Origin of the sequence: Bradyrhizobium canariense (assembly GCF_019402665.1) — a bacterium.
GTDB classification, from domain to species: domain Bacteria; phylum Pseudomonadota; class Alphaproteobacteria; order Rhizobiales; family Xanthobacteraceae; genus Bradyrhizobium; species Bradyrhizobium canariense.
Genome location: NZ_VSST01000001.1, coordinates 107,755 through 130,886, shown reverse-complemented (window position 1 = coordinate 130,886; position 23,132 = coordinate 107,755). Strand labels below are relative to the sequence as shown.

The window sequence follows — 23,132 nt, the reverse complement described above, 5'->3', positions numbered from 1 at the left end:
CGACGTGCAGCGCGGCGCGGGCGAAACTGGATCGGCATCCTCGCAGGTGCTGGCAGCGGCACAGTCGCTGTCCGGCGACAGCAACCGCCTCAAGCTCGAGGTCGGCAAATTCCTCGACACCGTGCGCGCGGCCTGACGGGCGCATATCTCTGAGAGAACTGCAACCGCCGCGCGTAGAAGCGCGGCGTTTGCGCGCGTGCATATTGCGGCGCCGCGACGAAGACCGCGCAGGGTTAACTTTCCGGAAAACCGATGCAGTCATGATCCCCGCAATATTCCGGGCGCTGAGTCGCCCTCACGTATTGCGTATCGACGTATTGGAGCACACTCATGAGCGGCCCTTCCATTCGCCTCGCCCACAAGGTCATGGCGATCGGACTGTTCGGATTGTTGGGCCTCGTCGCCTTCGGCGCGATCTACGAGATCGGCAGTCTCTCCCAGGACGCCTCTCGCGAGATTGCCAACCGGGCTCGTGCGATCGCCGACATCGACAAGCAGCTCTCGATCGAGATGCTGGAGGCTCGCCGGGACGAGAAGAACTTCCAGCAGCGCCGCAACGAAAGCTACGCCAAGGCCCATGCCGAATTGATCGGCCCGATCAACCGCGACTTCGAGGAGATCGAGCGGCTGGTTGCGGCCGGCGGCATGGGCGCGCTGTCCGACCGGATGAAGCAGGCGCATGACGGCTTCAAGCGATACGCGTCGGACTTCGGCGCATTGGTGGCCGCGGAGACCCGGCTCGGCCTGAACGAGACGCTGGGCCTCTCCGGCTCGCTCCGCGCCGCCGTGCACGACATTGAGGCCAAGCTCAAGGAGATCGACGATCCCAGGTCCACGAGCTGGATGCTGATGATGCGCCGGCATGAGAAGGATTTCATGCTGCGGCGCGACCCAAAATACATCGCCGAGATGAAGAAGGCCGCAGTTGAATTCTCCAAGGCGATAGAGGTTGTCGCGGTCCCTACGGCGGTGATGAACGACATCACGGCCAAGCTGCAGAAATACCAGTCCGAGTTCGCGGCGTGGGCCGACACTGCACGGCAGAGCGCAGCCCTTGACGCCAGCATGATGAAGACCTTCCGCGAGCTCGAGCCGGGTATGGTCGAGGTACGCAATACAGTTGAAGGCCTGTACAAGCAGGCCGAATTTGGGGAAGCCGCGACCCGCGATGCCGTGCGCATATGGATGATGGTCGCCTTCGGCGTCACCGTCGTAGTGCTCGCCGCAGTCGGCTTCCTTCTGGGGCGTTCGATCTCGAAGTCGCTTGCCGGCATGGTCGGTGCGATGACGCGGCTTGCGCGCGGCGAGCTTTCGATTTCCGTTCCCGGCATCGGGCGCAGGGACGAGATCGGCGAGATGGCCGGTGCCGTCGAGGTGTTCAGGACCAACATGGTGGAGGCCGAGCGGCTGCGCGTCGAGCAGATCGATGCCGAGGCGCGCGGGCGCCAGCAGCGTAAGGCCGACATGCACCGGCTCGCCGATAATTTCGAAGGCGCGGTCGGCGAGATCATCGATACTGTTTCATCGGCTGCAACCGAGCTCGAGGCGTCTTCGAACACGCTGACGCAGGCCGCCGAGCGCGGCAACGGGCTTGCCACCGTCGTGGCGGCCGCCTCCGAAGAGGCCTCCGCGAACGTGCAGTCGGTGTCTTCAGCGAGCGAGGAAATGACCTCCTCGATCTCCGAGATCAGCCGTCAGGTGCAGGAATCGGCGCGTGTCGCCGATGTCGCCGTCGAGCAGGCCCAGCGCACCAATGCGCGCGTCGCCGAGCTGACCAAGGCCGCTTCCCGCATTGGCGACGTGGTCGAGCTGATCAACACCATCGCCAGCCAGACCAATCTGCTGGCGCTCAACGCGACGATCGAAGCGGCGCGAGCGGGCGAGGCCGGCAAGGGTTTTGCCGTGGTCGCGACTGAAGTCAAGGCGCTCGCCGAGCAGACTGCGAAAGCGACCGGCGAGATCAGCCAGCACATCGGTGCGATCCAGACCGCAACGCAAGACTCAGCCGGGGCGATCAAGGAGATCGGCGACACCATCGCGCGGATGTCGGAGATCTCGTCGACCATCGCGGCCGCGGTCGAGGAGCAGGGCGCCGCCACGCAGGAGATCTCCCGCAACATCCAGCACGCCGCGAATGGCACCTCCGAAGTCTCAGCGAATATCGGCCACGTCCAGCGCGGCGCAGGCGAAACCGGGGCTGCCTCGGCGCAGGTGCATTCGGCTGCGCAATCCCTTTCGCAGGAGAGCAACCGGCTGAAGAGCGAGGTCGCGCGCTTCCTGGAATCGGTACGGGTGGCGTGACAGCCGCTGCCGCGTTGGTCGCATGTTGCGGCGCAAGCGGACACGCTGCGCGTGGCAGCATGAGGTGGCTGCGAGCTGCAACAAATGGTTGCATGAGAAATAGCGACTGTCGGAAGTGTCCCGTAATTTTACGTAGGTCCCTGTTAACGCCTGCTTGCGACTATGTGTGCAATCTCACGGGATAAGAACCAGCCAGCATTGTTGAACTGACATCCGTCTCCCCACCGTCGTGGCGATCACGGCGCAAATGATTTGCGCGTTGTCAGGTAACATCGGGATTTGTCGTGATGTCGAAATTGTCGATCGTCTTCAAGCTTCTGGCCGTGCTGTCGGTCCTCGTTCTTTCGCTCGCCGGTGTCGGCGTGACGGCGATCGGCACCATGCAGAACATCAATTCCCATACGGTCGAGATTGCGGAGAGCTGGCTGCCCAGCGTGCGCGCGCTTGGCTCGCTTCGCGCCGACATCAACGAGCTGCGCGTGGCGCTCCGTCTGCATCTGATGCAGGACAGCGTCGAGGGCAAGGACGCCGCCGAGAAGCGCTTGGCCTCGCTGCGCGCGCGCATCGACCAGACCCGCAAGGTCTACGAGCCGCTGATCACCTCCGCCGAGGAGCGCTCGCTCTATGGGCAATGGAGCACGGCGTGGGCCGAGTATCTGAACGGCGTGCAGGACGTGATGGCGTTGTCGCGCAAGGGCGTCGGCCGTTTCCCAGCCGACGCTAACGAGCTGTTGCAGACCAAGGTCGCGAAGATGGCCCAGGCCGCCGACCCGCTGCTTCAGAAGGGCATCGAGATGAACAATCGCGGCGCCGAGCTGGAGACCAAGCAGGCCGCTGACAGCTATGCCATGATCTTCCGCGTGCTGGTCGGCATCATCGTGCTCTCGGTCGTGATCGCGATCGGCGCCGCCTATTATCTCGTGCGCGACGTTTCCCGTGGCATTGCCTCGATCATCCGCCCGATGCAGTCGCTCGGCGAAGGCGACCTTTCGGCCGAGGTGCCGCATCGCGGCGAGCGGACCGAGATCGGCTCGATGGCGGATGCGCTGCAGATCTTCAAGGAGGCGCTGATCGCCAAGAAGGCTGCCGACGAGGCCGCTGCGCGCGACGCCGAAGCCAAGATCGAACGCGGCCGCCGTGTCGACGCCATCACCCGCAAGTTCGAAGCCATGATCGGCGAAGTCGTCGGGACCGTGTCCTCGGCCTCCACCGAGCTCGAGGCCTCCGCCTCGACGCTGACCAACACCGCGCAGCGCGGACAGGAACTCGCGACCGTCGTCGCAGCCGCCTCCGAGGAAGCCTCGACCAACGTCCAGGCGGTGGCATCCGCTTCGGAGGAGCTGTCGTCCTCCATCACCGAGATCAGCCGCCGCGTGCAGGATTCGGCGCGGATGGCGGCGGAGGCCGTCGAGCAGGCGGCGCGGACCAACGACCGCGTCAACGCGCTGTCGCAGGCGGCGTCCCGCATCGGCGACGTCGTCGAACTCATCAACACCATCGCGGGCCAGACCAATCTGTTGGCGCTGAACGCGACCATCGAGGCCGCGCGTGCCGGTGAAGCGGGCCGCGGATTCGCGGTCGTCGCCTCCGAGGTCAAGGCGCTGGCCGAGCAGACGGCAAAGGCGACCGGTGAGATCGGGGCGCAGGTCTCGGGCATCCAAGCAGCGACGCAGGAATCGGTCAGTGCCATCCAGGAGATTGGCGGCACCATCGAGCGGCTGTCCGAGGTGGCTGCGGCCATCGCCGCCGCCGTCGAGCAGCAGGGCGCGGCCACGCAGGAAATCTCGCGTAACGTCCAGCAGGCCTCGGTCGGCACGCAGGAGGTCTCGTCGAACATCACCGATGTGCAGCGGGGTGCGTTCGAGACCGGCGAAGCTTCGAACGAGGTGCTGTCGGCGGCGAAATCGCTCGCGACCGACAGCACCCGTCTCAAGGTCGAGGTCGCGCAATTCCTGGAATCGGTTCGCGCGGCGTGAGCCTCAAATGCTCGTCTGCGGAGCCGGCGGCGGTGCGACCTGCCGCCGGAACAGGATACGCTGGTAGAGCCAGCCGATCGCGACCAGCACGATGCCGAGGCACATGAAGGACAGCGCGCGGTAGACGCCCGTCAGCGTCGACATGTCGATGACGAAGGCCTTCAGGATCGTCAACGCGATCACGACGGCCGACGCCAGCCGCGCCCGCTCCGAATTGACGAGAATGCCGACGCCGAGCAGCACCACGCCGAAGCCGAGCCAGCCGATCGAATAGGTATATTGCTCGGCGCCCGTCGTCTCCCCGGAGGAGAGGATCGGGCCGTGATAGAAGCGGCGGATCTCCAGCGTGACATAGGTCAGCGCGAACAGCAGCGCGCCGCCCGCAATCGTGTTGGCGTAGGCCTTGCCGCGTTCGCCGGCCACGGCATATGACAGCAGCAGCATCAGCACCGCTGGCAGCGCGTAGCCGAGCAGCAGCAGGTTGAACACGGCGCCGCCGACGTCGGTGCGCCACAGCAGCGGGTTCTCCAGGATCAAGAGGCCGAACACGCCCACGAGCCCGGCGATCGCCGTGAGCACGACCGCGCCGACATTGTGCACGATGCTGCGGCTGCGCTGCCGCAGACGCTCCAGCCCGATCGCCATGGCGAGCATGACGCTGACCTGCAGCGCGCATTCGAGCAGCGACGGTGCCGACGTCACGTCGCCGCCGGTCGCAAAGTGCCGGATCTCCATGAAGGCGAGCAGTGCGGTGAACAGGATCGCGGCGCTCTCGATCATGCGCAACGGGGCGTCGTCGCCGCGGCGGCGCAGGAACAGGCTCGCCGCCCAGAACGATGCCGCCGGCACGCCGTAGCCCCACAACAGCCAGTTGAAGATCGGCGTGGTTCCGACGGCGTCGCCGACGATGCGTGGATCATAGCCGATCCGAGCGGTGACCAGGCCTGCGAAGATCGCGGCCAGCCAGCGCAGGAACGGGATCGGCCGCTGCATCGAGATCCAGGCGGTGCCGAGCGACATCAGCGCCAGTGCGATCGTGAGCCAGCCCTTCTCCAGCGCAAATGTCAGCGCCAGCGCCAGCGCACCGAGCGTGCCGGTCGCGAACAAGGCCGTGGAGATCATGGCGCCCGGCCGGGTCTCGCGGCGCGCAAGCGCCTCGGTGGCAGCGCCGAAGGCGGCGGCGAGCAGTACCGCGAGGATGGCGAACGGGATCGAGCGGTCGAGATGCGCGATGCGTGCGTAGAGCGCGACCAGGATCGCGATCGGCGTCGCGACACCCGCGACCGACCACACCACCGGAATGATCGCCGAGTTCGAACGGCCCTGCGCGAGGAAGCCCGCGATGCCGAAGCCGGCGGCGAAGATCGCTGCCATCACCAGATGTAGCGTCACCGCGCTGTCGATCGCCGTCGGCGCGATGCCGGCGATGGGGCCGCCCGGCAGCACCAGCATGTCGGGATTGGCGCGCACCGCCCATTCGGCGAACACGATGAAGACGGTCGCGGCGGCCGCGCCGAGCGCGCCGGTGGCCGCCGGCGCGCGCCAGGCGACAAGCAGCGTCGCGCCGACGAGCAGCGTGAAGGCGATCAGCGCCAGGTCCGCATGCGCGCTCGACAGCACGATCAGCATCGCGCCGAACAGATAGGCACCGAGCGAGCCCGACGAGACCGGCTCGATCTCACCGTCCTCGATCGTCGGGCCGAACATGAAGCCGCAGACGACGAGAAGAGCGGCAAGAACGAAGCCTGCGATCACATGCAAAGCGTGCGGCGCGACCTGCAAGTCGCTGGTATCGAGCCCCGGAAAGATCCAGAGCACGGCGAAGGCGATCGTGGTGACCGCAAGCCAGCGCCACAACCGGATACGGGCGAGGCCGAAGCTCGCGGCGGTGACGATGGCGAGATAGATGTAGAGTGCCCAATAGTTCGGCTTGTCGCTCGAGACGAGGATCGGCGTCACGAACGCGCCGACCACGCCGAGGCCCGCGAGCGCAGGCCCGTGCAGGAGCGCCGCAGCCAGCGTGCCGAGCGCGACGAGGCCGAGCAGCACGAAGGCGGTCGCGGGGACGAGGAATCCATAGAGCGCGTAAGCCGCGTAGATGGTCGCAAATGCCACCGCCGTGCCGGCCGCGGTGAGGATCGCGGGAATGTTGGCGATCGGCAGCGCGGCGATATTGGAGATGCTCTCCTTGCGGCGTGACCATTCGCCGGCGCCAAGCAGCGCCAGCGCGAACACGCCGCCAAGGAACACGCGCACACCGGGGCCGACGAGGCCGGCCTCGATCGAATAGCGCACCATGAAGAAGCCGCCGAGCGCGAGCGCAAGGCCGCCGATCCACACCACCCAGCGCGTGCCGAGCCGTTCCTCGAAGCCGGGCGCGGGCGCGGGTGCGGGCCGCGGCGGCGGCGCGTCGGCCTCGGTGCTCGCTTCGAGCGGAGGCGGTGAAACATCCTCCGTGACGGGCGGGGGCGGCGCCTCGGCTCCCGGTTCGGCTTGGGGCACAAGCGGCGGCGGCGCTGCAGAAGTCGTCGCGGACGCTTCAGCCCACACATCTGCCGGGATCCGCGGCGGCTGCACGGGCCGTTGCGCGTGGAACGTCGCTTCGAGCGAGCTCAGCCGTCGTCGCAGCTCAGCCGCCTGGCTGGAGGCCTTGATCGCGATGATGAAAGCGATGACCGCAATGATCAGCGCGAAGACGTCGAACGGGCCGTCAGACATAAAGCCTCCAGGCAATCGGCGGGTAGGGGCCGATCGCGCATATCTCGGGTTAGCGCCGGGAGCGTACGCGCAAGCCCGGCGCGGGCCGCTCCTGGAGCACGTCGCGACGGAAGCGGTAGAGCGCCGCCGGACGTCCGCCCGTCTGTGTCGACATCACCCCGGTCGGTTCGACCAGGGCTTCCATTTCGACCAGGCGGCGGAAATTTTGTTTGTGCAGGTGTCGGCCGGAGATCGCCTCCACCGTATACTGCAATTCGGTGAGTGTGAACTCGGCGGGCAAAAGTTCAAAGACCACAGGACGATACTTCAGTTTTGCACGCAGTCGCGCGATCGCTGTCGCAAGAATCCGGCGGTGGTCGAAGCGCATGGATGTGCCGAGCGCGGGCAGTGCCTTGCGCGCTAATGCCGCAGGGCGACCGTCGCGCCGTGCTTCCTCGACCAGCCCGGCCTCGTACAGGAGCTCGTAGCGGTCGAGCACGCGCTCCTCGTCCCAGGACGCGCCGTCGAGACCGAAATAGAAACGCACGCGATCCTTGCGCGGCAGTGCGCGCGTCGTCTCCGGCGTCTCCTCTTCGGCCCACTCGGTCAATGCCGGGATGATGTCGTCCGCGATGATCGCGGGCGGCCCCTCGCGCCAGTCCTCCCACGGCAGGAAGCGATACCACGGCGCGAAGCTCGCACTCGTGGCTGCGAGTTCGCCGCCGATGGCGCGCGTCAGTGCGAGATAGCCGATCGACACCATGTGCGCGCCGATGTCGCCGGCTTCGGCATGCCGGCCGCGATCGCCGAACGTGTAGAGCTGTTCGACATAGCCGAGCCGCAGGCCCGTCTGTTCCTCGACCCAGGCCCGCAGGCCGATCTCGAAAGTGCGGTGGCTCGGCGCATCGAACGGGCCGAACGGCAGGCCGGCCAGTCCATCACTGTCGCGCGCGGTGAGGATCAGCGGTTCATGATTCTCGATCGCGACGATCGCGGCAGTCAGGCCGATCTCGATCGGCGTCAGCAGCTTTTCGCTCATGCGACGGCGATCGCGTGAGTGATGAGATAGGTATGCCAATTGTTTGAGCCGGTCTCGCCGCGGGCTCGCTGTAACCTCTCCCGCTTGCGGGAGAGGTCGGCGCGCAGCGCCGGGTGAGGGCTTTCTCCTCTAGGGGACTGTCCCGATGCGGAGATACCCTCTCCCCACCCCTCTCCCGCAAGCGGGAGAGGGAGCACACCTCTGCTGTGGTGCGCAACTGTCATTCGAGCTCGATCACGAACGGGCGGCCCTCGACCATCATCGCGCCCGGGCCCATCTCGTCGAGTGCGCGCAGCATGCGGCCGTTGCGTCCCAGCGCACGGTCGGCAAGGCTGACGATGCGGCGGTTCGGCGAGGCGATCGGGGAAGCCGCTCTAATCTTCTTTGCGATCTCGATCTCGTCGCGATGCGGATTGAGGGCGCAAGCGGCCGCGAACGCGCTCGCGGTGGAGCGGCTGATGCCGGCATAGCAATGCACCACCAGCGGCGCGTCGCGGTCCCAGCTGCGCACGAAGTTCAGCACCTGCTCGATATGCGTTTCCGATGGCGCGACGAAGCCGTCCATCTCCTCGGTGATGTCGTCCATCGATACCTTGAGATGGTTGGCCGGCAGCACCGACACCGGCCGCGCCACCTGCTCGACATTGGCCATCACGGTCAGCACGTGGCTGGCCTTGGTGAGGCGGACGGTTTCGGGAAGGGCGGCGAGGGAACAGACGTGGATCATGGCGGACCTTTTTGGCGGCGAGTATAGCGAGCGCCCGTAGGGTGGGCAAAGGCGCATCGCGCCGTGCCCACCATTTCGCAACTGCGCATCTCCACCAGTTTGGTGGGCACGCTTCGCTTTGCCCACCCTACGAAGGGATAGGGTTCACGCAAACACGGCGCCAAACCGCTCCAGAAACTGCTTCTCGGCCCGGGCAGCCGTCCAGGGGGTGAGATAATCGCGCCGGACGCTGTCGGGCAGGCCCGGATCGCGGCCGAACAGGCGCCTGGACTCGCTTTCGCTGAAGCCGACGAGCGTCGTCGCCTCCAGATAGGCCGCGCCGCGATCGGCGGCCTTGATCGCCAACGTGATCTCCTCCGGCAGCACCGGCGGCAGGCCAAAGCGGATGTGGATGGCGCCGAGTAGGCGTTTTTCGACTGCCTTGTAATGACCGTCGAGCACGGCCTTGAACGGCGATATCATATCGCCGATCACGTATTCGGGCGCATCGTGCAGCAGCGCGGCAAGCCGCACGCGCAGATCCACGCGCGGGTTCTCGTGCCGAATCACGGTTTCGACCAGCAGCGTATGCTGCGCGACCGAGAAGATGTGTGCGCCGATGGTCTGGCCGTTCCAGCGGGCGACACGCGCCAGCCCATGCGCGACGTCGGCGATCTCGATATCGAGCGGGGAGGGATCGAGCAAATCGAGCCGCCGGCCCGACAGCATGCGCTGCCAGGCACGAGACGCCACATCGGGTGACGACTTCCTGGCCGTCATTTGGACTTGAGGCGCGGCTTGCGCTGCGTCTTGCCGCAGCTCGCGTGACAATGGCAGTCGACGAGATGATCGTTGACCATGCCGGTCGCCTCCATGAAGGCATAGACGATGGTCGGGCCGACGAACTTGAAGCCGCGCGAGGACAGCTCCTTGGAGATTTGCATGGAGAGCGGCGTCGAGGCCGGTACGCTCGCGGTGGTCTTGAAATGATTGACCTTGGGCCTTCCGTCCATGAAGTCCCACAGGAATTTCGAGAAGCCGGGGCCCTTCTCCATGATGTCGAGATAGGATTTCGCGCTTGATATCGCGCCGTCGATCTTGGCCTTGTTACGCACGATGCCGGCATCGTTCATCAGCGCGTGAACTTTCTTCTCGTTGTAGCGTGCGATCTTTTCCGGCTGGAAATCGTCGAAAGCTTTGCGGAAATTGTCGCGCTTGCGCAGGATCGTGATCCAGGACAGGCCGGCCTGGAAACCGTCGAGGATCAGCTTCTCATAGAGCGCGCGGTCGTCATATTCCGGCACGCCCCACTCCGTGTCGTGATAGGCGACGTAGAGCGGATCTTCGCCGGGCCAGGGGCAACGCGTCTTTCCGTCGGGATGCAGGCGAGGGGCACGGCTCATGCGATGGGTTGCTTGGTTGGAATGCGCACGATTTCAGGTTCCGCAAGCCTCACAGCGAGGCCACCGGCAGTCAGCGCCTGTCCTGCATCGAGCGCATCAGCGACGCGGTCGATGCGCACCAGCGCGATACCCTTGCCCTGCGCCGACGAGCCCATCGTACCGACCGACTTGTCGCCAGCCATGACGCTGACGCCGGGCTCAGGCGAGGAGTCCTCGAGCAGCACCTTGACGCTGCGGGTGCGGGCGGTGCCGCGATGCTGCATGCGCGAGACGACCTCCTGGCCGACATAGCAGCCCTTGTCGAAATCGACACCGGCCAAACGGTCCATGTTGGTCTCGTGCGGGAACGCATCGCTGTACGTGAAATCGAGCCCGCCGCGCGGCACGCCGAGCGCGATGCGGTGGGCCTCGTAGGCGGCGGCGTCGACGAGCTCGGCGCCGATCAGATCGGACAGCTTATGTTTGAGATCTTCGGGGATCAGGATGCGGGTGCCGAGGTCTTCATTGCGCGGATCGGCGAAGGCGAGATCGGGCTGGGCCGCAGGCTTGCCGTCCCAGGCCGCGAGCACGCCGAGATCGTCGGACAGGTTTTCCACCGTGACCTTGGCGCGCAGCTTGTAGAATTTCAGCTTGGTGGCGAGGCCGTCGGCAAGCGGCTTCGGGCAATCGATCAGGAACCCGCCGCCATGGCCGGCAGGCGCTTCCGTGATCAGGAAATCTACGATGATCTTGCCCTGCGGCGTCAGCAGCGCGCCGAATCGGCCGAGGCCCGGCTTCAGCTTGTCGACATCGGTCGTGACGAGGCCATTGAGGAAGTTGCGCGCATCCTCGCCCGCGACCTTGATCACGCCCCGGTCCGGAAGAAACGCTGATTTCATACGAAAATCTCTTGCGACATGTTGCTCCGGAACGTAAGCCCGCAAGGCAAAAACGACAAGACCTCAAGCCCTGCGCTTGGGGACGAGAGAGGCCTTCAGCCATGACCCAGCGTTTCGACGTGATCCTCAAGGGCGGCACTGTCGTCAACCAGGACGGCGAGGGAGCCCGCGATATCGGCGTCGTCAACGGCCGCATTGCCGAGATCGGCACCCTGTCGCAGGCTTCCGCCGCGGAGGTGATCGACTGCAAGGGCCTGCACATCCTGCCCGGCGTGATGGACACGCAGGTGCATTTCCGCGAGCCCGGGCTGGAGCAGAAGGAAGACCTCGAGACCGGCTCGCGCAGCGCCGTGATGGGCGGCGTCACCGCCGTGTTCGAGATGCCGAACACCGCGCCATTGACCGTGACGGAGGCCACCTTCACCGACAAGGTGAAGCGCGCTCATCACCGCATGCATTGCGACTTCGCCTTCTTCATCGGCGGTACCCGCGAGAACGTGCAGGATCTGCCGGTGCTGGAGCGTGCGCCGGGTTGCGCAGGCGTCAAGGTGTTCATCGGCTCCTCGACCGGCGCGCTCTTGGTGGAAGACGACGAAAGCCTGCGCCGCATCTTCCAGGTGATCCGCCGCCGCGCGGCGTTCCACGCCGAGGACGAGTACCGCCTCAACGACCGCAAGTCGCTGCGTATCGAGGGCGACACGCGCTCGCACCCGGTGTGGCGCGACGAGACCGCGGCGCTGATGGCGACGCAGCGCCTGGTGAAGCTCGCGCACGAGACGGGCAAGCGCATCCACGTGCTGCATATCTCGACCAAGGAAGAGATCGAATTTTTGCGCGACCACAAGGACGTCGCCTCCTGCGAGGCGACGCCGCATCATCTCACGCTGGTGGCGCCCGAATGCTACGAGCGGCTCGGCACGCTGGCGCAGATGAATCCGCCGGTGCGCGGCGCCGATCATCGCGCCGGGATCTGGCGCGGCATCGAGCAGGGCATCATCGACGTGCTCGGCTCCGATCATGCCCCGCATACGCTCGAAGAGAAGCAGAAGATCTATCCGGCCTCGCCCTCCGGCATGACCGGCGTGCAGACGCTGGTGCCGCTCATGCTCGATCACGTCAATGCGGGCCGGTTGTCGCTGGCGCGTTTCGTCGATCTCACCAGCGCCGGCCCCGCGCGCCTCTACAATATGGCCTGCAAGGGCCGCATCGCCGCCGGCTACGACGCCGACTTCACCGTCGTCGATCTCAAGCGCAGCGAGACCATCACCAACAAATGGGTGGCCTCCAAGGCCGGCTGGACCCCCTATGACGGGTTGCGCGTCACCGGCTGGCCCGTCGGCACCTTCATCCGCGGCCGCCGCGTGATGTGGCAGGGCGAGCTCGTGACGGCCTCGCAAGGTGAGCCGGTGCGGTTTCTGGAGACGTTGAAACAGTAGGGAGCGGCACAAGCGTTCCGCACTCCCGGCGTCGTCCTGGCGAAAGCCAGGACCCATTACCCCGACTGCATCTTGTGCGAAGACTTGTGGCCAACACTTGCGCGCCACAACTTGATCCTGTGGTAATGGGTCCTGGCTTTCGCCAGGACGACGCCGAGGGAGGAATGAATGTCCCAACCGACACCCCTCATCACCACCGAGCAACTCGCCGCCATACTCGGCGATCCCAATCTCCGCCTCTACGACTGCACGACCTACAACGAGCCGGTGCCGCCGGGCAGCGACGTGCCCTATCGCGCCGTGCCCGGCGACAAGACGTTCGAGGCCGGCCACATTCCAGGCGCCGATTTTCTCGACCTGCAAGGCGAGTTCTCCGACGCCTCTGCGCAGCAATTCTTCATGATGCCTGACGTGGCCCAGCTGGAGACCGCCTTCGGCCGCCACGGCCTCGATGCGTCCAAGTCCGTCGTGCTCTACAGCATCGGCACCATGATGTGGTCGACGCGGTTCTGGTGGATGCTGCGCTCGCTCGGCGTTGACGCGCGGGTGCTCGACGGTGGCCTCGACAAATGGAAGGAAGAGGGGCGGCCGGTCGAGACAGGCGCGCCGAAGGGCTATCCGGCCACCACCTTTAAGGCCATACCGCGCGCAGGCTTCTTCGTCGATAAGAATGCAGTGAAGGCACGGCTCGGCGATCCCGCGACTGTTATCGTCAACGCGCTCGGTTCCCAGTTTCATCGCGGCCTCGAGCCGAGCCGCTATGGGCGGCCCGGCCGGGTTCCCGGCAGCGTCAACGTTCCCGCGGCGGTTCTCACCAATGCCGACAAGACGCTGACGACGCTCGCCGATGCCGAAGCCAAATTCGCCGCGGCAGGCGTCACCTGCGACAAGAATGTCATCCTATATTGCGGTGGCGGCATCTCGGCGACGATCGATCTGCTGCTGCTGACGCAGCTCGGTTATGACAAGCTGACGCTGTACGATGCTTCGATGGGGGAGTGGGCGAAGGATCCGGCGCTGCCGATCGAGACGGATTAGGACATTCCCTGGTCTCTCCCCCAGGGGAAGGACAGAAACTTGGGAACCTTTCCCTTGGGGCGGCATCCAATGTCCGGAACGAAGCCAAACAAGCAGGTGACCGCCATGCCACGGACCGCAGCCGGCCTGTCCGCCGGCGCTAAGACTTCAGAAATCCGGACATTGGAAGCCGAACTGGTCGAGCGGGCGCGGGGCCGTGACGAGGCCGCGTTACGCGAGATCATGCAGGCCAACAATCGCAGGCTCTATCGTCTGGCGCGCGGAATTCTGCGCAGCGACAGCGAAGCCGAGGATGTCGTTCAGGAAACCTATATCCGCGCCTTCACCCATCTCGACGGTTTTCGCGGCGAGTCCAGTCTGTCGACATGGCTGTCGCGCATCGCCATCAACGAGGCGCTTGGCCGGACGCGAGGCGCCAGGCCGCATGTCGAGCTGGGCTCGGTGCCCGAAGCGACGCTCGAGGCGCAGATCATCAAATTTCCCGCTTCTCCCGCAGGCGATCCGGAAAGGACCATGGCCCAACGTGAAATCCAGCGCGTCGTCGAGCGCGCCATCGATGAGTTGCCGGATGTCTTCCGCATGGTCTTCGTCGCACGCGTGATGGAAGGCATGAACATCGAGGAGACCGCCGAGCTGCTCGGCGTCAAGCCCGAGACCGTGAAGACGCGACTGCACCGTGCGCGCACCATGTTGCGCGAGAACGTCGAGAAGGAGATCGGTCCGGTGGTGATGGATGCGTTCCCGTTCGCCGGGTGGCGCTGCGAGCGGCTGACCGTGTCAGTGCTGAAGCGGCTCGGCATCGGCGGCTGAATTCTTCGGGAACGTTCGCGCGAAAATTCCATCCAACGCCTGTGAAGCAACGCGCCGGTAAAACATCCGGCACCACAGGAGTGTCAAACCATGTTCGTTCGTTGGACCACGGCGATCGCCGCTGCAATTTTGTTGTCGAGCCCCGCGCTGCTGCAAGGCGCCAGAGCAGCCGACAAGCTGACCAATCCGCAGATCGCCCATATCGCCTACACCGCGGGTGTGATCGACATCAACGCAGCCAAGCAGGCGCAGAAGAAAGCCAAGAACAAGGACGTGAAGGCGTTTGCCGACGACATGCTGCGCGACCACGAGGCCGTCAACAAGCAGGCGCTCGCGCTGGTCAAGAAGCTGAACGTCACGCCTGAAGACAACGACACCAGCAAGGCGCTGTCGAAGCAGGCGAGCGAGAAGCTCGCCGAATTGGACAAGCTGAGCGGTGCGGCCTTCGACAAGGCCTACGTCGCAAACGAGGTCGCCTACCACAAAACCGTCAATGGCGCGCTGGAAACCCAGCTCATTCCGTCCGCCAGCAATGCCGAACTGAAGAGCCTGCTGCAGACCGGCCTGAAAATTTTCCAGGGCCATCAGCAGCACGCCGAGCACATCGCGGCGGAGCTGAAATAGGGAGGCGATGATGCCGGGACGATTGTCTGCGATCGCGTCAGCGGTCCTGCTCGTGGCGTTGGCCGTCCCGGCGCACGCTGCGGCCATAGAGATCACGATGGAGAATCTCGAAGTGTCGCCGAAAGACGCTTCGGCCAAGGTCGGCGACACCATTGAATGGATCAACAAGGACGTCTTCGCCCACACCGCGACGGCCAGGAACGGCGATTTCGATGTCAACTTGCCGGCGAAAAAATCAGGGACGTTGGTCCTCAAGAAGGCAGGCACGGTCGATTATTACTGCCGCTATCATCCCAACATGAAAGCGACGCTCAAGATCGAGCCGTAACGGGCTGGGGAGCGCATTCCCGACGGCAGCGGAAACTGGCCCCGCCCGCGTGGCGGGGGCGTTTTCGGCAAGGCTTACTGCCTGAAGAAAGACTTACTGTCGGGAGATGTCGACCGAGAATTCGCCGTTGCGGATGCGGCCAGGAAAGCCTTCGACGAACTTCGCCACCGCGTCCTCGCCATAGGTGCCGACCAGCTCGGCAAGGGCCGCGAACAGGCTCGCCTGCGCCAGGCAGTCGCCGTCGACGCCGTCATGGCGCGCTTCGGCCCAGGCCTCGTTGAGATAGCTCAGTGCGGCCTGTTTCTGCTCGTGATCGGGCAGCGGCGCGCGTGCGGGGGCGTAGGACACTGGATGGCTCATGAAACTCGTCAGGGCTGGGGCGCAATCCACGGCGATGCGCTGTGCGAGAGGTGTAGCACGCGGGTTAACGCCCGCTAGGCCACTTCTTTAGGAACGGTTAACGGCTGTGTACAAAGTCGATGACAGGGTTCCCCGATGCCCAACCTCATGGCGAGGAGCGTGCAAAGCACGCGTCTCGAACCATAGAGGCCCCGCTGCTGCAGCCGGGCCTTTCATCCTTCGAGACGCGCGTTCCGCGCTCCTCAGGATGAGGAATTTACAGGTCTGGATGTGATTGACGGTAGTTCAGTTCGCGTAACGCGCCGTGAGATCGCGCGAGATCTTCGCGCCTTCCTCGATGTAGCGGCGGATCGCCACCGTCGCGGCCGGCGTGCAGCTCCGGTAGGTCTGCTGAAAACCGTTATAGCCGCGGTTGAAGCCGGCGATCATGCGGGTGCGGCGTTCGCCCGCGGGGGTTTCGGCATCGATCAGCGCCTGCATCTCGCTGCGCCATTTGTTGCCCTCGTTGGACCCACAGATGCCGCGCAGATAGTGCAGCCCGCCGAGGATCTCCGCCAGCCGCTGCAAATCGCCGTCAAACGGCGCTGCCCCGTCCTGAGCCCTCGTGGGCACCGAGGCGCAGGCGAGAATCAGGGCAAAAATGGCCAGAAATCGCATCGACATCGGCCGGGTGTATGCCTCCTCGGGGCGGTGGACGCAAGGCGCCGGGCCGTCAGGGGCCGATCAGCCGGTGGGCCGACTGGATGATCTCTTCCAGCCCGCCGGTCAGCTTGAGCTCGCCAAGGCCCGCCAGGGCCTCCGGGGCGATCCAGCGGTAGTCGTCGAGCTCGTCGTTGAGAACCGGCTCCCGGGCCACCCAGCGGGCGGCAAAGGACATGATCAGGTAGTGGCCGGCGCCGGCCGCGGCCGGCAGCACTTCGCGCCAGCCCGCGAGGCCAATGATGTCGATATCGAGCCCGGTCTCCTCGTCGATCTCGCGCGCCAGCGCCTGGTGCAGCGATTCGCCGAACTCGACCCGGCCGCCGGGCAGCGAATAGAACCCCTTTGCCGGCGAGCGTGCACGACGGGTCAGAAGCACCTTGCCGTCACGAAAAATCGCGGCACTGACCGCGATCTGGGGACGGGTCGGCTGAACGATCGCAGCCATGACTTCACCTGCTCGAGCTCAGTTCGCCATGATATTGTCGACGTCGGCTTCAGCGCCGCCATTGATGATGCCGCCGCAGGCCGCGATCAGCGGCCTGACCCACTGGGCGGCCTGCTCGGCGAGGCGCACGCGGGTCGTGTCCTTCTCGACCTCGCGCATGGCCGAACCGACCGCCGACAGGATCGAGGTCATGGTGTCCGTGAGGTGGTCAAACTGGGCGCGCACGTTCGGATCAGCCTTCTCATAGGCCTCGATCGCCAGATCCCGGGCCTTGAAATTCGATGCGGTGAAATGCTCGGCATAGGACAGCGGCGACCAGGTCAGAAAATCTTCCGCGCATTCCGGCATGTCCGGCACCATTTCCAGCAGCATCACGGCTTCATTGAAATGGTTGAGATAGTCGGTGGCAAGCCCGGTCCGCGGGTTGATGTTGGCCACGCGCAGCCGCTCGGCCCAGGCCACGGCCTCGGGCGCCGTCTGTCCATGCATTCGCGCCGGCTGGGAGACCGTTGAGCTCATCTGCCGCAGTGTTAACGTTCGGGGTTAAAAGGACCTGAACGGACCCTATATAGGCCCTCAAGGATGTGTGGACGCTTCGTCATAACTTCGGCCCCCGCGGCTTTGCGGCAACTATTCGGCTACATTGAGCAGCCGAACTTCCCGCCCCGGTTCAACGTGGCCCCGACGCAACCGATTCCGGTCGTGCTGGCCGAGAACGGCGCGCGCCATTTTCGCCTGATGCGCTGGGGCCTGTTGCCGGGCTGGGTCAAGGATCCCCGCGGATTTACGCTCCTGATCAATGCCCGTTCCGAGACGGTGCTGGAGAAGCCCGCCTTCAAACGCGCGATCCGCCGGCGCCGCGGCCTGATTCCGGCCGACGGCTATTACGAATGGAAGGCGGAGGGTGGCCGCAAGCAGCCCTTCTTCATCCATCGCGTCGACGGCGCGCCGCTCGGCTTTGCCGCATTGTTCGAGACCTGGGTCGGGCCGAACGGCGAGGAGCTCGACACGGTCGCGATCGTCACGGCGGCGGCGGGCGAGGATCTCGCCACGCTGCATGACCGCGTGCCCGTCACCATCAGCCCGCGCGATTTCGAGCGCTGGCTCGACAGCCGCAGCGATGACGTCGATGCCGTGTTGCCGCTGATGACCGCGCCGCAAATCGGCGAATTCGCCTGGCATCCGGTCTCCACCCGCGTCAACCGCGTCGCCAATGACGACGACCAGTTGCTCCTTCCGATCAGCGCGGAGGAGATGGAGGCGGAGGTAGAGGCCGCGAAACCGAAGCGGACGGTGCGGAAGGCCGCGGTCGGCTCGGCGGATGACGGGCAGGGGTCGTTGTTCTGAACACTGGCGCCGTAGGATGGGCAAAGCGAAGCGTGCCCACCATTGCGCACCGAAGAAGCGGATAGGTGGTGGGCACGGCGCGTTGCGCCTTTGCCCACCCTACGGCAGCGGAGTTTGCGGCAGCCCTACACAATCTCTTTCGTTCTCAACGCCGCGATCTCCGCGGCATCGAACCCCAATTCGTCCAGCACCGCATCCGTATCCGCACCCAGCTCCGGCGCCATGCGATCGAGCCTGCCGCCGCCATGCGCGAGCTTGAAGCCGCTGCCGGCGAAACGAAGCCGCCCATAGGGCGTGTCCAGCTCCTGGATCGCGCCACGCGCCTTGATCTGCGGATGGTCGATCACCTCCTCGACTTTCCAGATGCTGGCGCAGGGCGCGCCGGCGTCTTCCAGAATGGTTTCCCACTCGCGCGCCGGCCTGGCCGCGAGCGCCGCTTCGATGATGGCACGTAGTGCCGGCTCGTTCTCGTTGCGCGCGAACCAGTCGGCGAAGCGCGGATCGGACAGCGTATCCTCGCGGCCGAGCGCAGACATCAGCGCGCGATATTGCTTCTCGTTGTTGACGGCGAGCAGGATGTGACCGTCGCCGCATCTAAACAAATTCGCCGTGGTCCTGCGGCTGACGGCCTGATTGCCCGACAGCTGCTGGCGATGGCCCGCGACCGAGAAGTCCGCGATCTGCCCCGACAGAAACGCCATCGTTGCCTCCAGCATGGAGACGTCGATGAGTTGGCCCTTGCCGGTGCGATCTCGCTGGTACAGCGCGCTCGACACGCCGAACGCAGCGGTCGCGCCCGACAGCACGTCGCACACGGCAAAGCCCGCACGCGTCGGGCCGGTTTCCGGATGTCCCGTGATCGCCATGATGCCGGACAGCGCCTGCATCTTGCCGTCATAGCCGGGGCGCAGCCGATCCGGACCGGTCTGGCCGAAGCCTGATACCGCGCAGTAGATCAGCTTCGGATTGATCGCGGACAGCGCCTCATAGCCGATGCCGAGCTTGTCCATCACGCCGGGGCGGAAATTCTCCATGACGACGTCGACCTGCGCGGCGAGCTTCTTCACGATCGCGATCGCGTCGGGCTTTTGCAGATCGAGCGTCAGGCTGCGCTTGTTGCCGTTGATGGCCTGGAACGCCGGGGCGAGCCCGCGCTCGGCCCATTCGCGCGAGAGCGGCGTGCGGCGCATGTCCTCGCCCTCGCGCCGCTCGACCTTGATGACGTCGGCGCCCAGGAGCGCGAGCTGGTAGCTCGCATAGGGGCCTGCCAGCACTTGCGTGAAGTCCAGGATCTTCACGCCCTCGAACGGTCGCGTCACGTCGCTCTCCCTTTTGTTGTGGTTGTCGGAGGACGTCAGGCGGCGCGATTGCCGCGCGCGATCTCCTTCTGCTTGTCGAATTCGGCGCGGCGGCGCGCCAGCTCTTCGGCTGAGAGCTGCGCGACGTTGTTGTAGTCGAGCTTCCAGGAGGCGTCCTCGCTCCAGCGCAGCGGCGACTGCATGGTGGTCTGCGGGCCGCTCGCGGTCTCCAGCAGTTTCAGCGCCAGCTCGAGCGTCTGCGCCTGCGAGACGATGTCGTGCGGCTTGCCGGCGGAATTGCCGAGCGGAAAATCCGAGAACAGGAAACGCGGCACGGCGGCGTGCTCGATGATGTCCTTGGCGCAGCCCATGATCACGGTCGGAATGCCGTTGGCCTCGAGATGCCGCGCCACCAGCGCCGTGGTCTGATGGCAGACGGGACAGTTCGGAACCAGCACCGCGACATCGACCTTGTCGGCAAGGCAGCGCGCCAGAATTTCCGGCGCGTCGGTGTCGAGGGTGACGCGATGGCTGCGGTTGGTCGGCGCCCCGAAGAAGCGCGGGGCCACCTCGCCGATGCGCTCCGCAGCGCTCGCCTTCAAAAGCTGCGGCAGCGGAAACCAGGTGCCGTTGTCGGTGGCCGTGGTGTGCTTGCGGTCGTAGCCGATATGCGAGATGCGAAGGTCGTGCTGCTTCGCCGTGTCGCCGTCATAGACCTGGTAGAATTTCGCGCCGCCATTATACGCCGCGCCCGGGCCCTGGTCGCCCTTGGTGGGGTCGTACGGCGCGGCCGTCGTGATGATAGTGACGCGTGATTGCGACAGCGGCTTCTTCAGCGGCTGGAACGGCGCCTCGGTGTAATGGGCCCAGCGATACGCCGTGGTGTAGCCAATCGCGGCGTAATAGTCCCGCGTGCGCTGCATATAGGGGACGGGGGCGTCATAGTCGGGCGCAAAGCCAAATTCGTCGTCGCGCGAAGCGGACATGGGCGCGTCTCCTGGTTCTTGTTGGCGACAGACTAGAGATAGTCGGGGGAGAGCTCAACGGGGGGCAGTGCGATGCAGGTCAGAATTGCAGCGCTGATACAGCGAGTCCCGCTTTTTCCCCTCTCCCCTTGCGGGAGAGGGTGGCTCGCCGCGAAGCGGCGAGACGGGTGAGGGGTCTCCGTCCGCGTGCTCAACTGCATGAGATTCGCGCGCGGAGAGAAACCCCTCATCCGGCGCTTCGCGCCACCTTCTCCCGCAAGGGGAGAAGGAAGGAAGACAACCTACCGAAACACATGCAGCGCCACATGCTGCAGCAGCATGATCGCCTTGGCGTCGATGATGCGCCCGTCCGCGATCATCGCCAGCGCCTCGTCGATGCCAAGCTCCAGCACCTCGATGTCCTCGCCTTCGTGTTCAAGGCCGCCACCATCGCTGACCCGCATCTCCGGCTCGTACTCGGCGACAAAGAAATGCAGCTTCTCGGTGATGGCGCCGGGACTCATGAACGCTTCGAACACCTTGTGGACGTGGTGCAGGCGATAGCCGGTTTCTTCCTCCGCTTCGGCGCGGATGCGTACCTCGGGCGAGGCATCGTCCAGCACGCCGGCGGCGGCTTCGATCAGGAGATCGTCGTAACCGCGGATGAAGGCCGGCAGGCGGAATTGCTTCACCAGGATCACCGTACGGCGTGCCAGATTATACGGCAGCACGGCGGCGGCGTTGTCGCGCTCATAGGTCTCGCGGTGCTGGGTCTGCCATTCGCCATTGGCGCGCCGGTACTCGAACGTGGTGTTCTTCAGCGTGGTCCAGCCGTCCGAGAGCACGCGGACGTCCTTGATGCGGACGCGGTCGGAAATCGTCATGGCTCGATCTCAATTGCTTGGCGTTGTGGTGCGGCCGTCGAGCCACTTCTGAAACATCACCGAGGTCGATTCCTCGAAACCCAGCGACTGGTAGAACGCATTGGCCTGCTCATTGCCGCGCCGGACCAGGAGCTGGAGCTTTGCGATGCCGGCCGCGCGCAGCCAGTCCTCGGCCGCCGCCATGATGACGCGGCCGTAACCACGTTTCTGGCTATCCGGATCGACCGCGACGTAATAGACCCAGCCGCGATGGCCGTCATGGCCGACCATCACGGTGGCGACGATGGCGCCGCCGTCGCGGCCGAGCAGGATGGTGGAATTGTCGCGCCGCCGCGCCAGCGCGATGTCCGCATGCGGATCGTTCCACGGCCGCGTCAGGCCGCAGCGCTGCCACAGCGTGACCACGGGCTCGACATCGGCCTCGGTGATCGCATCGATCGTGAGCGCACTCACAGCACTTTTCCCGGGTTCATGATTCCAAGCGGATCGAGCATCGCCTTGATGGACCGCATCAGCTCGATTGCAGTCTTGTCCTTCACATCGGGAAGCTCGTCGCGCTTGAGCACGCCGATACCGTGCTCCGCCGAGATCGAGCCGCCCATGCGCAGCACGATGGCGAACACGACCGCGTTCATCTGGTGCCAGCGCGCCAGATAGTCCGCGGTGTTGGCGCCGATGGGCTGGCTGACATTGTAGTGCAGATTGCCGTCGCCGAGATGGCCGAACGGCACCGGCCGCGCGCCGGGGATCAGCTTCACCACGGCTTCATTGGCCTCGGCGATGAAGGCGGGCACGGTGGCCACCGGCACCGAGATATCGTGCTTGATCGAGCCGCCCTCCGGCTTCTGCGCCGACGACATCTCGTCGCGCAGCTTCCAGAAGCCGGCGCGCTGGGTGAGGTTGGCCGCGATCACCGCGTCGTCGACGATCTCGTCCTCCATGGCGCGGCCGAGGATCGTTTCCAGCGGCGTGCGGGCGTCATCGCCGGGGGACGACAATTCCATCAGAACGTACCAGGCATGCTTTTGCGCCAGCGGATCGCGCACGTCGATGCCGTGGCGGATCGAGAAATCGACTGCCATCTCCGACAGCAGCTCGAAACTCGTCAGCGCATTGGCGGCCTCGCTTTGCGCGATCGCCAGCAGTTTCAGCGCGGCGTCCGGCGACTTCAGCCCGACGAAGGCGGTCTCGATCGACCGCGGCTTCGGAAACAGTTTTAGCGTCGCCGCGGTGATGATGCCGAGCGTGCCTTCGGCGCCAATGAAGAGGTTGTGCAGATTGTAGCCGGTGTTGTCCTTCTTCAGCTTCGAGAGCACGCCGAGCACGCGCCCGTCCGCCAGCACCACCTCGAGCCCCAGCGCCATCTCGCGCGCGACGCCATAGGCGAGCGCGGCCGTGCCGCCGGCATTGGTCGAGAGATTGCCGCCGATGGTGCAGCTCCCTTCCGCGCCCAGCGAAAGCGGAAACAGCCGGTCCACGTCCGCGGCCTTCTGCTGCGCGATCTGCAGCACCACGCCGGCCTCGCAGGTCATGGTGTTGGAGGCGGTGTCGATCTCGCGGATCTTGTCGAGCCGCCGCAGCGACACCACCACCTCGCCATTGTGCGGGGTCTGGCCGCCGACGAGCCCGGTGTTGCCGCCCTGCGGCACCAGCGCGATCTTGTGCTCCGAAGCGAGCTTGCAGATCGCGGCGACCTCCGCGGTCGAGCCTGGGCGCAGCACCAGCGGCGAGCGGCCGTGGAACAGATTGCGCTCCTCGGTGACATAGGCCTCGATGTCGGCCGCATCGGTGATGGCGTGCCTCTCGCCGACGATCTTGCGGAATTGTTCGATCAGCTCGGGCGCAAGCGGAGGGGTGGCGGAATGATTAATGTTCATTGTCTTGTCTCTTGCTTC

23 protein-coding genes are annotated in these 23,132 nt (G+C 65.4%); 8 read left to right on the top strand and 15 right to left on the bottom strand.

Features of this window, described 5'->3' with window-relative positions:
- Positions 1 to 330: 330 nt before the first annotated feature.
- Positions 331 to 2,301, top strand: a complete 1,971-nt coding sequence (locus FXB41_RS00675; protein ID WP_219678684.1) for a methyl-accepting chemotaxis protein — start codon at positions 331 to 333, stop codon at positions 2,299 to 2,301.
- 287 nt (positions 2,302 to 2,588) lie between these two features.
- Positions 2,589 to 4,277 carry a methyl-accepting chemotaxis protein gene (locus FXB41_RS00670; RefSeq protein ID WP_219678683.1) on the top strand — a complete coding sequence of 563 codons (1,689 nt, stop codon included), beginning with the start codon at positions 2,589 to 2,591 and terminating at the stop codon, positions 4,275 to 4,277.
- A 3-nt stretch (positions 4,278 to 4,280) separates the two neighbouring features.
- On the opposite strand, the gene FXB41_RS00665 is transcribed toward FXB41_RS00670, so the two are convergent.
- From FXB41_RS00665 to ygfZ, 6 genes are all read right to left on the bottom strand, one after another.
- Complete coding sequence (locus FXB41_RS00665) at positions 4,281 to 6,995, bottom strand: DUF2339 domain-containing protein (RefSeq protein ID WP_219678680.1); 2,715 nt, start codon at positions 6,993 to 6,995, stop codon at positions 4,281 to 4,283.
- A 49-nt stretch (positions 6,996 to 7,044) separates the two neighbouring features.
- Complete coding sequence (locus tag FXB41_RS00660; protein ID WP_007594925.1) at positions 7,045 to 8,013, bottom strand: NUDIX hydrolase; 969 nt, start codon at positions 8,011 to 8,013, stop codon at positions 7,045 to 7,047.
- Positions 8,014 to 8,233: 220 nt separating this feature from the next.
- Complete coding sequence (locus tag FXB41_RS00655) at positions 8,234 to 8,740, bottom strand: tyrosine phosphatase family protein (protein ID WP_219678679.1); 507 nt, start codon at positions 8,738 to 8,740, stop codon at positions 8,234 to 8,236.
- Positions 8,741 to 8,884: 144 nt separating this feature from the next.
- The gene (locus tag FXB41_RS00650) at positions 8,885 to 9,499 is read right to left on the bottom strand and encodes a YfbR-like 5'-deoxynucleotidase (RefSeq protein WP_219678677.1); all 615 of its coding nucleotides are present in this window, start codon (positions 9,497 to 9,499) and stop codon (positions 8,885 to 8,887) included.
- Positions 9,496 to 10,122: a DNA-3-methyladenine glycosylase I gene (locus tag FXB41_RS00645; protein ID WP_219678675.1), complete on the bottom strand. Its 627-nt coding sequence runs from the start codon at positions 10,120 to 10,122 to the stop codon at positions 9,496 to 9,498. The genes FXB41_RS00650 and FXB41_RS00645 overlap by 4 nt, the downstream gene beginning before the upstream one ends.
- On the bottom strand, positions 10,119 to 11,000 hold the full coding sequence (gene ygfZ, locus FXB41_RS00640; protein ID WP_219678672.1) for a CAF17-like 4Fe-4S cluster assembly/insertion protein YgfZ: 882 nt from the start codon (positions 10,998 to 11,000) through the stop codon (positions 10,119 to 10,121). Before ygfZ ends, FXB41_RS00645 begins: the two co-directional genes overlap by 4 nt.
- Positions 11,001 to 11,101: 101 nt before the next feature.
- Between ygfZ and FXB41_RS00635 the strand changes: the two genes are divergently transcribed.
- The 5 genes from FXB41_RS00635 (at position 11,102) to FXB41_RS00615 (ending at position 15,236) form a co-directional block, all read left to right on the top strand.
- Entirely contained in the window at positions 11,102 to 12,436 is a 1,335-nt protein-coding gene (locus FXB41_RS00635; RefSeq protein WP_219678670.1) for a dihydroorotase, read from the top strand.
- Between the two features lie 168 nt (positions 12,437 to 12,604).
- Positions 12,605 to 13,474, top strand: coding sequence for a sulfurtransferase (locus FXB41_RS00630; protein WP_219678668.1), 870 nt, complete (start codon positions 12,605 to 12,607; stop codon positions 13,472 to 13,474).
- Positions 13,475 to 13,579: 105 nt separating this feature from the next.
- A complete protein-coding gene (locus FXB41_RS00625) occupies positions 13,580 to 14,284 on the top strand; it encodes an RNA polymerase sigma factor (protein ID WP_219678666.1) in 705 nt (234 codons plus the stop codon).
- A 90-nt stretch (positions 14,285 to 14,374) separates the two neighbouring features.
- The gene (locus tag FXB41_RS00620; protein WP_219678664.1) at positions 14,375 to 14,908 is read left to right on the top strand and encodes a DUF4142 domain-containing protein; all 534 of its coding nucleotides are present in this window, start codon (positions 14,375 to 14,377) and stop codon (positions 14,906 to 14,908) included.
- Between the two features lie 10 nt (positions 14,909 to 14,918).
- Entirely contained in the window at positions 14,919 to 15,236 is a 318-nt protein-coding gene (locus FXB41_RS00615) for a cupredoxin domain-containing protein (protein WP_219678662.1), read from the top strand.
- A 93-nt stretch (positions 15,237 to 15,329) separates the two neighbouring features.
- Here FXB41_RS00615 and FXB41_RS00610 read toward each other — a convergent pair whose 3' ends face one another.
- The 4 genes from FXB41_RS00610 to FXB41_RS00595 all read right to left on the bottom strand — a co-directional run bounded on the left by FXB41_RS00610 (position 15,330) and on the right by FXB41_RS00595 (position 17,262).
- Positions 15,330 to 15,596: a hypothetical protein gene (locus FXB41_RS00610; protein ID WP_007594892.1), complete on the bottom strand. Its 267-nt coding sequence runs from the start codon at positions 15,594 to 15,596 to the stop codon at positions 15,330 to 15,332.
- Between the two features lie 285 nt (positions 15,597 to 15,881).
- Positions 15,882 to 16,259, bottom strand: a complete 378-nt coding sequence (locus FXB41_RS00605) for a TIGR02301 family protein (RefSeq protein ID WP_007594891.1) — start codon at positions 16,257 to 16,259, stop codon at positions 15,882 to 15,884.
- A 49-nt stretch (positions 16,260 to 16,308) separates the two neighbouring features.
- Complete coding sequence (locus tag FXB41_RS00600; protein WP_219678660.1) at positions 16,309 to 16,743, bottom strand: NUDIX hydrolase; 435 nt, start codon at positions 16,741 to 16,743, stop codon at positions 16,309 to 16,311.
- Between the two features lie 18 nt (positions 16,744 to 16,761).
- Positions 16,762 to 17,262 (bottom strand): hypothetical protein, encoded by a 501-nt coding sequence (locus FXB41_RS00595; RefSeq protein WP_219678657.1) that lies wholly within the window; start codon positions 17,260 to 17,262, stop codon positions 16,762 to 16,764.
- Positions 17,263 to 17,325: 63 nt separating this feature from the next.
- On the opposite strand from FXB41_RS00595, the gene FXB41_RS00590 reads away from it, so the two are divergent.
- Positions 17,326 to 18,090: an SOS response-associated peptidase gene (locus tag FXB41_RS00590; RefSeq protein ID WP_219678655.1), complete on the top strand. Its 765-nt coding sequence runs from the start codon at positions 17,326 to 17,328 to the stop codon at positions 18,088 to 18,090.
- Between the two features lie 125 nt (positions 18,091 to 18,215).
- Here the strand turns inward: FXB41_RS00590 and FXB41_RS00585 are convergent, their stop codons facing one another.
- The 5 genes from FXB41_RS00585 to FXB41_RS00565 form a co-directional block, all read right to left on the bottom strand.
- Positions 18,216 to 19,409, bottom strand: a complete 1,194-nt coding sequence (locus tag FXB41_RS00585) for a CaiB/BaiF CoA transferase family protein (RefSeq protein WP_219678651.1) — start codon at positions 19,407 to 19,409, stop codon at positions 18,216 to 18,218.
- Positions 19,410 to 19,444: 35 nt separating this feature from the next.
- A complete protein-coding gene (locus tag FXB41_RS00580) occupies positions 19,445 to 20,374 on the bottom strand; it encodes a hypothetical protein (RefSeq protein WP_007594885.1) in 930 nt (309 codons plus the stop codon).
- A 281-nt stretch (positions 20,375 to 20,655) separates the two neighbouring features.
- Positions 20,656 to 21,237, bottom strand: a complete 582-nt coding sequence (locus FXB41_RS00575; RefSeq protein ID WP_007594883.1) for an NUDIX hydrolase — start codon at positions 21,235 to 21,237, stop codon at positions 20,656 to 20,658.
- A gap of 9 nt (positions 21,238 to 21,246) precedes the next feature.
- A complete protein-coding gene (locus FXB41_RS00570) occupies positions 21,247 to 21,690 on the bottom strand; it encodes a GNAT family acetyltransferase (protein WP_007594881.1) in 444 nt (147 codons plus the stop codon).
- Complete coding sequence (locus FXB41_RS00565; RefSeq protein WP_007594880.1) at positions 21,687 to 23,114, bottom strand: FAD-binding oxidoreductase; 1,428 nt, start codon at positions 23,112 to 23,114, stop codon at positions 21,687 to 21,689. Before FXB41_RS00565 ends, FXB41_RS00570 begins: the two co-directional genes overlap by 4 nt.
- Positions 23,115 to 23,132 lie beyond the last annotated feature (18 nt).

What these genes read in the sequence shown, in the direction of transcription:
- FXB41_RS00565 (WP_007594880.1), bottom strand. Translation starts at nt 23,114, where the DNA reads ATGAACATTAATCATTCCGCCACCCCTCCGCTTGCGCCCGAGCTGATC.
- FXB41_RS00575 (WP_007594883.1), bottom strand. Translation starts at nt 21,237, where the DNA reads ATGACGATTTCCGACCGCGTCCGCATCAAGGACGTCCGCGTGCTCTCG.
- FXB41_RS00605 (WP_007594891.1), bottom strand. Translation starts at nt 16,259, where the DNA reads ATGTCGATGCGATTTCTGGCCATTTTTGCCCTGATTCTCGCCTGCGCC.
- FXB41_RS00630 (WP_219678668.1), top strand. Translation starts at nt 12,605, where the DNA reads ATGTCCCAACCGACACCCCTCATCACCACCGAGCAACTCGCCGCCATA.
- FXB41_RS00610 (WP_007594892.1), bottom strand. Translation starts at nt 15,596, where the DNA reads ATGAGCCATCCAGTGTCCTACGCCCCCGCACGCGCGCCGCTGCCCGAT.
- FXB41_RS00595 (WP_219678657.1), bottom strand. Translation starts at nt 17,262, where the DNA reads ATGAGCTCAACGGTCTCCCAGCCGGCGCGAATGCATGGACAGACGGCG.
- FXB41_RS00620 (WP_219678664.1), top strand. Translation starts at nt 14,375, where the DNA reads ATGTTCGTTCGTTGGACCACGGCGATCGCCGCTGCAATTTTGTTGTCG.
- FXB41_RS00615 (WP_219678662.1), top strand. Translation starts at nt 14,919, where the DNA reads ATGCCGGGACGATTGTCTGCGATCGCGTCAGCGGTCCTGCTCGTGGCG.
- FXB41_RS00670 (WP_219678683.1), top strand. Translation starts at nt 2,589, where the DNA reads ATGTCGAAATTGTCGATCGTCTTCAAGCTTCTGGCCGTGCTGTCGGTC.
- FXB41_RS00590 (WP_219678655.1), top strand. Translation starts at nt 17,326, where the DNA reads ATGTGTGGACGCTTCGTCATAACTTCGGCCCCCGCGGCTTTGCGGCAA.
- FXB41_RS00655 (WP_219678679.1), bottom strand. Translation starts at nt 8,740, where the DNA reads ATGATCCACGTCTGTTCCCTCGCCGCCCTTCCCGAAACCGTCCGCCTC.
- FXB41_RS00625 (WP_219678666.1), top strand. Translation starts at nt 13,580, where the DNA reads ATGCCACGGACCGCAGCCGGCCTGTCCGCCGGCGCTAAGACTTCAGAA.
- FXB41_RS00635 (WP_219678670.1), top strand. Translation starts at nt 11,102, where the DNA reads ATGACCCAGCGTTTCGACGTGATCCTCAAGGGCGGCACTGTCGTCAAC.
- FXB41_RS00600 (WP_219678660.1), bottom strand. Translation starts at nt 16,743, where the DNA reads ATGGCTGCGATCGTTCAGCCGACCCGTCCCCAGATCGCGGTCAGTGCC.
- ygfZ (WP_219678672.1), bottom strand. Translation starts at nt 11,000, where the DNA reads ATGAAATCAGCGTTTCTTCCGGACCGGGGCGTGATCAAGGTCGCGGGC.
- FXB41_RS00650 (WP_219678677.1), bottom strand. Translation starts at nt 9,499, where the DNA reads ATGACGGCCAGGAAGTCGTCACCCGATGTGGCGTCTCGTGCCTGGCAG.
- FXB41_RS00660 (WP_007594925.1), bottom strand. Translation starts at nt 8,013, where the DNA reads ATGAGCGAAAAGCTGCTGACGCCGATCGAGATCGGCCTGACTGCCGCG.
- FXB41_RS00675 (WP_219678684.1), top strand. Translation starts at nt 331, where the DNA reads ATGAGCGGCCCTTCCATTCGCCTCGCCCACAAGGTCATGGCGATCGGA.
- FXB41_RS00645 (WP_219678675.1), bottom strand. Translation starts at nt 10,122, where the DNA reads ATGAGCCGTGCCCCTCGCCTGCATCCCGACGGAAAGACGCGTTGCCCC.
- FXB41_RS00665 (WP_219678680.1), bottom strand. Translation starts at nt 6,995, where the DNA reads ATGTCTGACGGCCCGTTCGACGTCTTCGCGCTGATCATTGCGGTCATC.
- FXB41_RS00580 (WP_007594885.1), bottom strand. Translation starts at nt 20,374, where the DNA reads ATGTCCGCTTCGCGCGACGACGAATTTGGCTTTGCGCCCGACTATGAC.